Origin of the sequence: Micromonospora sediminimaris, from assembly GCF_016863575.1 — a bacterium.
Classification (GTDB): Bacteria; Actinomycetota; Actinomycetes; order Mycobacteriales; family Micromonosporaceae; genus Micromonospora; species Micromonospora sediminimaris.
Genome location: NZ_BOPD01000051.1, coordinates 23286 through 34926, shown reverse-complemented (window position 1 = coordinate 34926; position 11641 = coordinate 23286). Strand labels below are relative to the sequence as shown.

General features: G+C 71.5%; 12 protein-coding genes. 4 read left to right on the top strand and 8 right to left on the bottom strand.

Annotated features, from left to right (window positions below; all coding sequences use genetic code 11):
- Positions 1 to 183: 183 nt before the first annotated feature.
- The gene (locus Vse01_RS28065; protein ID WP_093407388.1) at positions 184 to 789 is read right to left on the bottom strand and encodes a TetR/AcrR family transcriptional regulator; all 606 of its coding nucleotides are present in this window, start codon (positions 787 to 789) and stop codon (positions 184 to 186) included.
- A 28-nt stretch (positions 790 to 817) separates the two neighbouring features.
- On the opposite strand from Vse01_RS28065, the gene Vse01_RS28060 reads away from it, so the two are divergent.
- On the top strand, positions 818 to 1591 hold the full coding sequence (locus tag Vse01_RS28060; RefSeq protein WP_093407390.1) for an alpha/beta fold hydrolase: 774 nt from the start codon (positions 818 to 820) through the stop codon (positions 1589 to 1591).
- 12 nt (positions 1592 to 1603) lie between these two features.
- Here the strand turns inward: Vse01_RS28060 and Vse01_RS28055 are convergent, their stop codons facing one another.
- The 7 genes from Vse01_RS28055 to Vse01_RS28025 all read right to left on the bottom strand — a co-directional run bounded on the left by Vse01_RS28055 (position 1604) and on the right by Vse01_RS28025 (position 8770).
- Positions 1604 to 2473 (bottom strand): HAD-IIA family hydrolase, encoded by an 870-nt coding sequence (locus tag Vse01_RS28055; RefSeq protein ID WP_170863513.1) that lies wholly within the window; start codon positions 2471 to 2473, stop codon positions 1604 to 1606.
- Complete coding sequence (locus tag Vse01_RS28050) at positions 2422 to 3453, bottom strand: ferrochelatase (RefSeq protein WP_093407393.1); 1032 nt, start codon at positions 3451 to 3453, stop codon at positions 2422 to 2424. Before Vse01_RS28050 ends, Vse01_RS28055 begins: the two co-directional genes overlap by 52 nt.
- A 79-nt stretch (positions 3454 to 3532) precedes the next feature.
- Positions 3533 to 4300 (bottom strand): enoyl-ACP reductase FabI, encoded by a 768-nt coding sequence (gene fabI, locus Vse01_RS28045; RefSeq protein ID WP_093407395.1) that lies wholly within the window; start codon positions 4298 to 4300, stop codon positions 3533 to 3535.
- Between the two features lie 26 nt (positions 4301 to 4326).
- Positions 4327 to 5031: a 3-oxoacyl-ACP reductase FabG gene (fabG, locus tag Vse01_RS28040; RefSeq protein WP_093407398.1), complete on the bottom strand. Its 705-nt coding sequence runs from the start codon at positions 5029 to 5031 to the stop codon at positions 4327 to 4329.
- Positions 5032 to 5724: 693 nt separating this feature from the next.
- Positions 5725 to 6675, bottom strand: coding sequence for a VWA domain-containing protein (locus Vse01_RS28035; RefSeq protein ID WP_093407400.1), 951 nt, complete (start codon positions 6673 to 6675; stop codon positions 5725 to 5727).
- Positions 6672 to 7685 (bottom strand): DUF58 domain-containing protein, encoded by a 1014-nt coding sequence (locus Vse01_RS28030; RefSeq protein ID WP_093407403.1) that lies wholly within the window; start codon positions 7683 to 7685, stop codon positions 6672 to 6674. Before Vse01_RS28030 ends, Vse01_RS28035 begins: the two co-directional genes overlap by 4 nt.
- Positions 7664 to 8770, bottom strand: coding sequence for an AAA family ATPase (locus Vse01_RS28025; RefSeq protein ID WP_093407405.1), 1107 nt, complete (start codon positions 8768 to 8770; stop codon positions 7664 to 7666). The genes Vse01_RS28030 and Vse01_RS28025 overlap by 22 nt, the downstream gene beginning before the upstream one ends.
- 237 nt (positions 8771 to 9007) lie before the next feature.
- Here Vse01_RS28025 and Vse01_RS28020 point away from each other — a divergent pair, with 237 nt between their 5' ends.
- The 3 genes from Vse01_RS28020 (at position 9008) to Vse01_RS28010 (ending at position 11501) form a co-directional block, all read left to right on the top strand.
- Positions 9008 to 9280 (top strand): hypothetical protein, encoded by a 273-nt coding sequence (locus Vse01_RS28020; protein ID WP_093407408.1) that lies wholly within the window; start codon positions 9008 to 9010, stop codon positions 9278 to 9280.
- Between the two features lie 95 nt (positions 9281 to 9375).
- Positions 9376 to 9906, top strand: coding sequence for a PH domain-containing protein (locus tag Vse01_RS28015; RefSeq protein WP_093407411.1), 531 nt, complete (start codon positions 9376 to 9378; stop codon positions 9904 to 9906).
- Between the two features lie 119 nt (positions 9907 to 10025).
- The gene (locus Vse01_RS28010; RefSeq protein ID WP_093407641.1) at positions 10026 to 11501 is read left to right on the top strand and encodes a PH domain-containing protein; all 1476 of its coding nucleotides are present in this window, start codon (positions 10026 to 10028) and stop codon (positions 11499 to 11501) included.
- The last annotated feature ends 140 nt before the right edge of the window (positions 11502 to 11641 follow it).

The window sequence follows — 11641 nt, the reverse complement described above, 5'->3', positions numbered from 1 at the left end:
GCACCCCGGCACCCCGGCACCCCGGCACCCCGGCACCCCGGCACCCCGGCACCCCGGCACCCCGGCACCCCGGCACCCCGGCACCCCGGCACCCGCGATCTTGCATTTTTGGTCGGGACAAAAGCGGATGGAGGCCGCATTGCGGCGACCACAAGTGCAAGATCGCGGGGCGCGGGTGGCCGTTCAGGGGGTGTGGGCGGCGAGGAAGATCCGGACTGCCTCGTCGGCCCAGCGGTGCAGGTCCACCTCGGAGAAGGACACGCGAACGGCGAACATCGCCTCGTTGAGCGGAATCGACAGGATCAGATAGTTCAGGTACTGCGCCGCGAGCAGCGGGTCCGGCGCGCGCAGCAGGCCCCGCTCGGCGAGACGGGTGATGGCCGTGGCGAGAGTGGCGTGGCCACGTTCGGGCGCGGCGCGGTGCCACGCCCGGGCCAGCTCAGGAAAGCGGCCCGCCTCGCCGATCAGCATCCGACGCAATTGGAGCAGGTGCGGGGCGGTGACCGTGGCGATGTGCTCGCGGGCGAAGGCCCTCAGATCCCGTGGGAGGTCGTCGGAGTCGGCCAGGGCCTCGACGTACGCCGAGCCGGCCCGCTCGGCCTCGGCGATCGCGCCGGTGAACACCGCCTCGAAGAGGCCGTGTTTGTCGGTGAAGTGCGCATACACGGTCACCTTGGAGACGCCGGCACGGGCGGCGATCCGGTCCATCCCGGCGGCCACGTAGCCGTGTTCGAGGAACTCGATCAGGGCGGCGTCGAGGATCCCGCGCCGGTTAGCGTCCTTTCGCACACCGTAACTGTACTGTACGGTTCAGTTCATGCCGATGGTCACCTCACGGGACGGCACGCGCATCGCCTACCAACGCGAGGGTGCCGGCCCGCCGCTGATCCTCATCGACGCCGCCGGGCACTTCCGCGCCAACAGCCCACTCAGTGAACTCGCCGACCTGCTCATACCCCACTTCACCGTCTACCGCTACGACCGTCGTGGGCGTGGGGACAGCGACGACACCCCGCCCTACGCCCCCGAACGCGAGGTCGAGGATCTCGCCGCGCTGATCGCCGCGGCGAAGGCGCCCGCCGCGTTGTACGGGTACTCCTCGGGTGGTCTGCTCGCGTTGCACGCGGCCGCCGCCGGCCTCGACGTACGACGGCTGGTCCTGTTGGAGCCACCGCTGAGCGTCGACGACGAAGCCGGCAAGCGGGCCTTCACCGCGACCCTGAGCCGACTGGGCGGTGCCGAGGCGGTGACGTTCTTCCTGACCTCCATCGGCGTACCCGAGCAACTGCTGGCCGGGATGCGCGACACCCCACACTGGAACGCCATGGTCTCGGTGGCGCACACCCTGGCCTACGACAGCCTGCTGAGCGAAGCCACCGGGCCGACGGTGCTCGCCCGGGTCACCACCCCGGCGCTGGTCCTGCACAGCGCCGGCAGCACCGACGACCTGGCCGAGATGGCCGCCACCATGGCCGGCCTGTTGCCCGCCGCCGAGCAGCGCGGCCTGCCCGGCGAGTGGCACGGTGTGCCGGCGACCGTCCTCGCCCCGGTGCTCGCCGAATTCCTGTGCCGCGACGCGGCACGCCAGTGACCCGGCGGCGGCTCAGACCTCGTCGATCAGGTCGGCGACCGAGTTGACGATCCGGGACGGGCGGTACGGATAACGTTCCGCCTCCACCCGGGAACTGATCCCGGTCAGCACCAGGATGGTCTCCAGCCCGGCCTCCAGGCCGCAGAGGATGTCGGTGTCCATCCGGTCACCGATCATCGCGGTGCTCTCCGAGTGTGCGTTTATTGTGTTCAGGGCCGACCGCATCATCATCGGATTGGGCTTGCCGACGAAGTACGGCTCCACTCCGGTGGCCTTCGAGATCATCGCGGCCACCGAGCCGGCGGCCGGCAGGGCACCCTCCACCGAGGGCCCGGTGGCGTCGGGGTTGGTGCAGATGAACCGCGCCCCGTCGTTGATCAGCCGGACCGCCTTGGTGATCGCCTCGAAGCTGTAGGTGCGGGTCTCCCCCAGCACCACGTAGTCGGGGGCGAAGTCGCTGAGCACGTAGCCAACCGCGTGCAGAGCGGTGGTCAGCCCGGCCTCCCCGATGACGTACGCGGTGCCGCCCGGCCGCTGGTCGGCCAGGAACTGGGCGGTGGCCAGGGCGGACGACCAGATCGCCTGCTCCGGCACGTCCAGGCCCATCCGGGCCAACCGGGCCTGGAGATCGCGCGGGGTGTAGATGGAGTTGTTGGTCAGCACCAGGAACGGCTTGCCGGAGGCACGCAGCCGCTTGACGAACTCCGGCGCGCCCGGCACCGGCTGGCCCTCGTGCACCAGCACGCCGTCCATGTCGCTGAGCCAACTCTCGACGGGCTTACGGTCCTGCATGATCATCCCCAGGGGTGTCGTCGGGTTCGCCGCGGCGGTCAGGACGGACGGCGGGGTGGGACGCAGCAGACCGTGGGACAGCTGTCCCACATCGGCAGCTCGCCCAGCCGACGACGCAGCTCCGCGCCGTCCGGGTCGATCCGTTCCCGCACCAGTTCCCGAACCATGGTCACGTAGCGCGGGTCGGTGCCGGGGGTACCGGCGCGGACGAAGTCCACCCCGAGCCGCTTGGCCGTGTCCAACGCCTCGGTGTCCAGGTCCCACACCACCTCGAGGTGGTCGGAGACGAATCCGATCGGGCTGACCACCACCCCGGTCACGCCCTGCTCGGCGAGCGTCTCCAGGTGGTCGTTGATGTCCGGCTCCAGCCACGGCACGTGGGGCGGGCCGGACCGGCTCTGCCAGACCAGGTCGTACGGCAGATCCGGGGCCGCCGCCGCGTGCACCAGCCGGGCCGTCTCGGCGAGTTGGGCGGTGTACCGGCCGCCGTGCGGGCCTGCGCTGTCGGCCGCCGAGATCGGCACCGAGTGTGCGGTGAACACGAGCCGGGTGCTGTCCCGCCGCGCCGGGTCTAGTTGGGCGAGCGCGGAGCGCACCGCGTCGACGTGCGGCTCGACGAAGCCGGGATGATCCCAGAACTGGCGCAGCTTCTCGATCACGGGCGCGTCCGGGCCGACCGCCGCCCGTGCGGCGGCGATGTCCTCCTGGTACTGCCGGCAGGAGGAGTATCCGCCGAAGGCGCTGGTGACGAAGGCCAGCGCCCGTCGTACGCCGTCGTCGCGCATCTGGGCCACCGTGTCGGCGAGCATCGGATCCCAGTTCCGATTGCCCCAGTACACCGGCAGGTCGAGCCCGTTGGCGGCGAAGTCGGCGCGGACCGCCGCCAACAGCTCCCGACACTGCTGGTTGATCGGAGAGACCCCGCCGAAGTGCTGGTAGTGCTCGGCGACCTCGGCCAGCCGCTCCGGCGGCACGCCCCGTCCCCGGGTCACGTTCTGCAGGAACGGCAGCACGTCGTCGGGCCCTTCCGGGCCACCGAAGGACACCAGCACCACCGCGTCGTACGCCATGGGTCCATTCTTGCCGGTGGCCTGCGGCGTCCCGGCAACGCCCCCGGGTCCCGGTCGTTAACAGCGCCCCGGCTACACCTCAGGCGCCGACTGCGTGGTAACCGCCATCGACGTGCACGATCTCGCCGGTGGTCGCCGGGAACCAGTCCGACAGCAGGGCGAGACAGGCCCGGGCGGCCGGTTCCTGGTCGGTGAGGTCCCAGCCCAGCGGGGCACGTCCGGCCCAGGCGTCCTCGAACTGCTCGAAGCCGGGGATGGACTTCGCGGCCATGGTGCGCAGCGGACCGGCGGCCACCAGGTTGCTGCGGATGCCCTGCTTGCCCAGGTGCAGGGCGAGGTAGCGGGAGGCCGACTCCAGCCCGGCCTTGGCCACGCCCATCCAGTCGTACACCGGCCACGCCTGGCTGGCGTCGAAGGTCAGACCGACCACCGAGCCGCCCGGCGACATCAGCGGCAGCGCAGCGACGGCCAGGGACTTGTAGGAGTACGTCGAGACGTGCAGCGCCGTCGCCACGTCGTCCCAGGAGGCGTCGAGGAACCCGCCACCGAGGCAGCTCTGCGGGGCGAAACCGATCGAGTGCACCAACCCGTCGAGGCCGTCGACGTGCTCGCGGACCTTGTCGGCCAGCCCGGCGAGCTGCTCGGGGTCGGTCACGTCCAACTCGATCACGGGTGCCGGCTCGGGCAGCCGCTTGGCGATCCGCTCCACCAGTGACAGTCGGCCGTAGCCGGTGAGCACGACCTGGGCGCCGTTCTCCTGGGCGAGCTTGGCCACCGAGAAGGCGATCGAGGCGTCGGTGATGACGCCGGTGACGAGCAGCCGCTTACCGGCCAGCAGTCCGGACATTACGCTCATTCCTCCGTGCTCAGGATTCAGTGGCCCATGCCCAGGCCACCGTCGACCGGGATGACCGCGCCGGAGACGTACCCGGCGCTGTCGCCCGCCAGCCAGGTGATCACCGCGGCGACCTCGTCCGGGCTGGCCATCCGACCCGCCGGGATCGACTTGAGGATCTCGGCCTTGCGCTGGTCGGTCAGCCCTGCGGTCATGTCGGTCTCGATGAAGCCCGGTGCGACCACGTTTGCGGTGATGTTCCGGCCGCCCAGCTCCCGGGTGATCGAGCGGGCCACCCCGACCAGGCCGGCCTTGCTGGCCGCGTAGTTGACCTGGCCGGCACCACCGGAGAGGCCGACCACCGAGGAGACGAAGATCATGCGCCCCCACCTGGCCCGCAGCATCTTCCCGGAGGCCCGCTTGGCGCAGCGGTACGCGCCGGTCAGGTTGGTGTCCAGCACCCGGGTGAACTGCTCCTCCGACATGCGCAGCAGCAGCGTGTCGTCGGTGATGCCCGCGTTGGCGACAAGCACCTCCACCGGCCCCAGTTCCGCTTCGACCGCCGCGAAGGCCGCCTCGACGGACTCGCTGTCGGTGATGTCACACCGCACGCCGAACAGCCCGTCCGGCGCCCCGCTGCCTCGGTGGGTGATCGCCACCCGGTCACCCTGCTTGGCGAAGGCCTGGGCGATGGCCAGACCGATCCCCCGGTTGCCCCCGGTAACCAGCACAGTTCGTGACACGGTGCGTCCCCTCCCAAAGATCGCTGCGGCTTGGAGACTAGGCGCTACCGCACGGTAATCACTAACCCGCCGCACGTCGTACCCGGGTACCGCCGGCTGGATGACCTGCTGCGCGCCAACGGCTGTCGGCCGATGAACGGGCGCGCTCCGTGGGCCGATCGGCCGAGTGGGCCGGGCGCAAAACCCGGGTGTACGATGATCCGCGTTTGCGGGTCGCTCGGCGGCCCGCGTCGCCCCGGAATCCGACCGCAGGAGGTGATCGCTGTGCGAGATAGCGATCCTCCCAGTCGTGGCCGGGCCGACCGCCAGCCACGCTGAGCCCCGCTCCGCCTGAGCTGGCCCGCTCCCCCGGGTATCCGTCCCGCCGTCCTGCTCCCCTGTCGCGGCGGCCGATCGGACGGGTACCGCCGGAAAGCAGCCCGGTCACGACTTCGCGTGTGCGCGTCCCGATCCACCCCTCCCGCGGTCCGCCCTGCCCGGGCCGCCGAGCCGCCACGTCGGAGCTGTCATGAGCCGCTACGTCGCCCCGCTGGGCTTCACCCTCGCCGCCGTCTGGGTAGCCGTCCTCTTCTTCCTGGCCAGCGCCACCCACTAACCCACTCGTTCGCCCACCTCTGTTGATCATGAGGTTGACGGCCGGTTTGATCTTCAACAGTGCCGCTAACTTCATGATCAACAGGGCTTCGGCGGCGGTCAGATCATGCGGGAGGACCAGAGGAGGCTGAAGGCGCCGGCGCAGAGGGCCAGCAGGAGGGCGATGCCCGCGTACCACTGGGTGATTTCTCTCGGTTCGGTGCGGAAGCCGATCGAGCTGCCCATGTCCTGATAGACCTGCTTCAGCTCGTTGACGGTGGCCGCCTCGTAGAAGAATCCCTCGGTCGTCTCGGCCAGCTCGGCCAGGGCGAGCCGGTCCACCGGTACCCGCTGCAACTGGCCACCGATGTCGACGTGCCCGGAGTCGGTGCCGAAGGCGATGGTGGAGACCGGCACGTTCGCCGCCTGCGCCGCGGCGGCCGCCTCCTCGACCGACCGTCCGGCCGTGCGGAAGCCGTCGGAGAGCAGCACGATCCGGGCCGGCGGGATACCGGCGGCCCCGTCGGCCGGCACCGACCGGATCGCCTCCAGGCAGGTGAAGACCGCTTCGCCGGTGGCCGTCGCCTCGGCCAGCACCAGTCCCTCGATGGCACTGGTCACCGCCGGGCGGTCCTTGGTCGGCGGCACCAGCACGTTTGCCGACTTGGCGAACGAGACCAACCCCAGGTTGTACGTCTCCGGCAGCTCCGCCACGAACTGCATTGCCGCCTCCTGCGCTGCCTCCAGGCGGTTCGGTGGCACATCGTCAGCCTGCATGGACAACGACACGTCGATGGCCAGCATGATGGTGGCCCGCTCCAACGGCTCCCGCGTGTCGACCGCGGGCCGGGCCAACGCACCGGCCAACACCAGCAGCGCCAGCAGGAACGCGGTGGCCGGCAGGTGTCGACGCCAGCCGAGGCCCTTCGGCGCCACGGTACGCAGCAGGTCCACGTTGGTGAACCGCAGCGCGTAGTCGCGCCGGCGCAGCTGCCGCCAGACGTACAGCGCGGCGAGGGCGAGCACCGGCAGCACGGCCAGCAGCCACCAGGGTTGCAGCAGTCGGATCATCTCGTCGTCCCTCGGGTGCGGGCGTGCCGCTGGGCGGCCACGAAGCGCACCATGTCCAGCAGCCAGTCTCGGTCGGTACGCAGTCGCAGGTGAGCGGCGCCGGCGGCGCGCAACGCGGCGGAGATCTCCGCCCGCTGGGCTGCGGCGGCTGCCGCGTAACGGTGCCGCAGGCCCGGGTCGGCGGTCTGCACCTCGTGCAGTTCGCCGGTCTCCGGGTCGATCACCGGGAGCACCCCGACGTCGGGTAGTTCCAGCTCCCGCGGATCGACCACCTCGATCGCGAGCAGGTCCTGCCGTACCCGCAGCTTGCGCAGCGGACGCGCCCACTGGGCCGGCGGGGCGAGGAAGTCGGAGATGACCACAGCGACACCGCGCCGCCGGGGCGGGCGGTTGAGCATGTCGATGAGCGCGCCGAGGTCACCGCGGCCGGGCCGGATCTCGGTGCCGGCGATCGCCCGCAGCATGCCCTGGGCCTCCTTGCGCCCGGACCGGGCGGGCAGCCGGACCAGCCGTCCCGGGCCGACCGGGGGCGGCTGCCGCCGGCCACGGCGGGGCGCCGGGACGTCACCGCCGCTGCCGACTACCGCACCGATCCGGTTGCCACCCCGCACGGTCAGGTGCGTGATCGCCGCGGCCGCCGCGATCACCACGTCCCGCTTGAGCCACTGGCCGGTGCCGAAGTCCAGGCTCGCCGACAGGTCCACCGCCAGCCACGTCTCCAGCTCACGGTCGGCCACGGTACGCCGCACGTGCGGGGTGGTGGTCCGGGCGGTCACCGGCCAGTCCATCCGGCGCACGTCGTCGCCGGGGCGGTACTCGCGCGACTCGCCGGCCTCGCTGCCCGGGCCGGGCAGCAGGCCCGCGTAGTCGCCCTGCAGGAGCCCGTCGAGTTTGCGGGTCACCAGCAGTTGCAGGCGGGACAGCACGGCACCGGAACGGTTGGTGGCCGCCAGCGGGTCCGGCTCACCGGGTCGAGGGGTGGTCGAGGTCACGGCCGCTGCCCGGGCCACCCCGACGTAGGTGCCACCGCCCCGACGGGCGGGGTGGCCTGCTGCCGGGGCGCCACCGACGGCAGCGGGATTGTCGACATCACCCGGTGCACCACGTGGTCGGCCGGTACGTCGTCGGCGAGCGCGTCGTAGCTGAGCACCAGCCGGTGCCGCAGGATGTCCGGCGCGATGTCCTGCACGTCCTGCGGCAGGGCGTAGTCGCGACCGCGGAGCAGGGCCAGCGCCCGGGTGGCCCGGACCAGCCCGAGCGAGGCCCGGGGGCTGGCACCGTACTGGATCAGTTGCGCGACGTCGGGCATGCCGTGTTCCGCCGGAGTACGAGTGGCCAGCACCAGCCGGACCGCGTAGTCGACCAGGGCGTTGTGGACGAAGACCTGGTCGGCCTTGTGTTGCAGGGCGATCAGATCCTCGGTGTCGAACACGGCGGTGGGCTCGGGCGGGGCAACGCCCATCCGGTAGACGATCTCCCGCTCCTCGGCGTCGGTCGGGTACCCCACGATGATCTTCATGAGGAAGCGGTCCCGTTGCGCCTCCGGCAGCGGGTACACCCCTTCCTGTTCGATCGGGTTCTGCGTCGCCATCACCAGGAACGGGTTCGGTACCCGGTGACTCTCGCCGCCGATCGACACCTGCCGCTCGCTCATCACCTCCAGCAACGCGGACTGCACCTTCGCCGGCGCCCGGTTGATCTCGTCGGCGAGCAGGAAGTTGACGAAGACCGGACCCAGCTCGACGTCGAACTTCTCGCTGGACTGGCGGTAGATCCTGGTGCCCATGATGTCCGCCGGCACCAGGTCCGGGGTGAACTGCACCCGGGCGAACGATCCGCCGACCACCTTGGCAAGGGTCTCCACCGCGAGGGTCTTGGCCACCCCCGGTACGCCCTCCAGCAGACAGTGCCCGCGGGCGAGCAACGCGACGAACATCCGCTCGACCATCCGGTCCTGCCCGACGATCACGCGCTTGATCTCGAACAGTGCCCGCTCCAGCAGGGAGGCGTCCTGCGCCGGCGTGGTCGGCGGTGCGGGCGCCTGTGGTTGCGCCCCGTTCGGCGGCGGGGCGTCGGGCGTGGTCGGCTGGGCCACTGGTCCTCCACAGCGTAATCGGTCGTCGCGGCGTGTGCGGTACCAAGCCTCGCATGCCCGACTGAGTACCGACGGAGGGAGCGACCGATTTCCGCCACGCCGTTCCGGGACGGAGGAATCGCCGATCGCCAGTGGACAAAAGCCGCCCCGGCGTGTGTACCATTCATCCGTCGCCGGGCGGCTTCCCCCGTGGCCGCCCGGCGCTCATTCTTTCCCCGCCGTCCTAGACTGAGCGGGATGACCCACCCCGACAGCTCCGCCGAAGCACTACCGTGTTCGGCCCGTGGCTGTCGTGCCGCGGCCCGATGGGCACTGCGCTGGAACAATCCCCGCCTGCACGCGCCGGAGCGGCGCAAGACCTGGCTCGCCTGTGACGAGCACCGATCGTCACTCGGCGACTTCCTCGGCGCGCGGGCCTTTCTGCGCGAGGTCACCCCGCTGGCGGGATCGCCTACGCTCGAAGAGTGGACGCGTACAACGAAAAGCCGGCCCCGTGAGCGCGAGGAGTGAGCTTGCGAGCCCCGCAGTCGCGAACGAAAGGCTTGCACCGTGAGCGCGAGGAGTGAGCTTGCGAGCCCCGCAGTCGCGAACGAAAGGTCGGCACTGTGAGTGATGACGCGCCTGAGGTCCGGCTGCCGGCCGCGCCGACCAGCCCGCTCGAACCGTGGCCGGAAACCGTCAAGTGGCAGTCGATCTCGACCGACCTGATCTGGGTGGAGCTGCTGCGCCTGGCGGCCGGGGTGGCCGTCGTCTCGGCGGTGCTCGGTGTCGGTTGGGCACTTACCGGTTCCTGGCCGTTCGGTTTGGCGCTCGGTGCCGTCGGGTTGTTCGCTCTGTGGCGGGTGGTGACCATCGTCCGGGCGGTACGGGCCTGGGGCTACGCCGAACGTGAGGACGATCTGCTGGTCCGGCACGGTCTGCTGGTCCGCCGGCTGTCCATCGTCCCGTACTCGCGGATGCAGTTCGTCGACGTGAGCGCCGGTCCGCTGGAGCGGGCATTCGATCTGGCGACCGTGCAGCTGCACACCGCGGCCGCGGCGAGCGATGCCCGGGTGCCGGGGCTGCGTCCGGCGGAGGCGTCCCGGCTGCGGGACCGCCTGACCGCGCTCGGCGAGGACCGGGCGGAAGGGCTGTGAGCGGGTCGGCCGGACCGGGTCCCGACCGGACCCCGCCCAGCTCGGACGAGCGGCAGCACGTCGGAAACGCGGTGGGCGACCAAGCTGCCGGTCAGCCCGCCGAACACGCTGTGCCGGCGATGCCCGCCGAGGCGCCACCGTCCGACCGCGCCGTGCCGGCAGCCGAGGCAGCACCACCGGGCGTGGGTCCGCCGCCGGACCCGTACCAGGTGGCCGGGCCGTCATCGCCGTCCGGTCCGCCGCAGCCGCCCGCCGGGTGGGCCGGTCCGCCGCCGCAGGATCCGTCGGCACGGCAACGGCTGCATCCGTTGAGTCCCGCGCTGCACGGCGCCAAGTCACTGGTCGTGGTCATCGCCGGGCTGTCCTGGTCGACCCTGTCCCGGGTCGGGTTCGGTTGGTTCGTCGCGATGGTGATCGTGCTCGCGCTGGGCGCGAGCGTGCTGGCCGTGGTCAGCTGGTACAACACCGGCTACCAGGTGGTGGGCCGGGAACTACGCATCCACGAGGGGCTGCTCTGGCGGCGTACCCGGGCGATTCCGCTGGAACGGCTCCAGGCCGTCGAGGTGGTTCGGCCGCTGCTCGCGCAGCTCACCGGGCTGGCCGAGCTGCGCCTGGAGGTGGTCGGCGGCGGCAAGACCGAGGCGCCACTGGCGTACCTCAGTGTGGCCGAGGCCGCAGCGCTGCGGCAGCGCCTGCTGGCCCTGGCCGGTTACCCCTCCGGCGCGGTGCCGGCGACCCCGGCGCAGCCGCTGCCTGCGGGCGCCGAGCCACCCCCGCCAGCCGGCCGGCCGCTGCACGCGGTGAGCAACCGGGACCTGCTGATCAGTCAGCTGCTGACCCCGCAGGCGTTTCTGCTGCCCTTCGGCGTGGCTTTCGTGGCGACGCAGTTCCTGTCCGAGGGGTCCTGGTCCTTCATCGCGGTGGCGAGCACGCTCACCGCGATGGCCGGGGTCCTGCTGCAACCCGTCCGACGGGTCCTCGACGACTGGCGGTTCCAGCTGGCCCGCGACGACGACCGGCTGCGCATCCGCAACGGCCTGCTGGAGACCAGGTCGCAGACCGTACCGTTGCACCGGGTACAGACCGTGCGGGTGACCTGGCCGTTGCTGTGGCGGATGAAGGGCTGGTTGCGGCTGCGGCTGGAGGTGGCCGGTTACGCCGCCGGCGAGGCCGACGAGCGCAACCGGCCGGACCGTCTGCTGCCCGTCGGTGACCAACCGACCGGCGAGATGATCGTCGCCGAGGTGCTGCCCGGGGTGGCGCTGTCGTCGTTGCCGCTGCGGCCACCACCGGCCCGGGCCCGCTGGGTCAACCCGCTGAGCCGCCAGGTGCTCGGCGCCGGCCTGACCGAGCAGGTGCTCGCCGTCCGTTCCGGCCTGCTCACCCGCCAGCTGACGATCGTGCCGTACGCCCGGTTGCAGAGCGTCCGGGTGGTGCAGGGGCCGGTGCAGCGCATGCTCGGGTTGGCCACCGTGCACGCCGACACCGCGGGTGGGGCCGGCGCTGCGGCGGCGGACCGGGACCTCGCCGACGCCTGGGCCTTGGCGGCGGAGTTGACCGCCCGCGGCCAAGCCGCCCGCAACCCCACCCCCTAACACCCGCCCACTCCCGCTCCCGCTCCCGCGATCTTGCACTTTTCTCGGAAAAGCCGACATAAGGGGCGTATCGGCGACCGTAACCGCAAGATCGGCGAGGTGATACGGACGGGGGTGGGGTGGGTGGAAGTGGGGTGGGG

Excerpts from the sequence above, each read along its gene's own strand:
- Vse01_RS28060 (WP_093407390.1), top strand. The coding sequence starts at position 818 with ATGCCGATGGTCACCTCACGGGACGGCACGCGCATCGCCTACCAACGC.
- Vse01_RS28050 (WP_093407393.1), bottom strand. The coding sequence starts at position 3,453 with ATGGCGTACGACGCGGTGGTGCTGGTGTCCTTCGGTGGCCCGGAAGGG.
- fabI (WP_093407395.1), bottom strand. The coding sequence starts at position 4,300 with ATGTCCGGACTGCTGGCCGGTAAGCGGCTGCTCGTCACCGGCGTCATC.
- Vse01_RS28035 (WP_093407400.1), bottom strand. The coding sequence starts at position 6,675 with ATGATCCGACTGCTGCAACCCTGGTGGCTGCTGGCCGTGCTGCCGGTG.
- Vse01_RS28020 (WP_093407408.1), top strand. The coding sequence starts at position 9,008 with ATGACCCACCCCGACAGCTCCGCCGAAGCACTACCGTGTTCGGCCCGT.
- Vse01_RS28010 (WP_093407641.1), top strand. The coding sequence starts at position 10,026 with ATGCCCGCCGAGGCGCCACCGTCCGACCGCGCCGTGCCGGCAGCCGAG.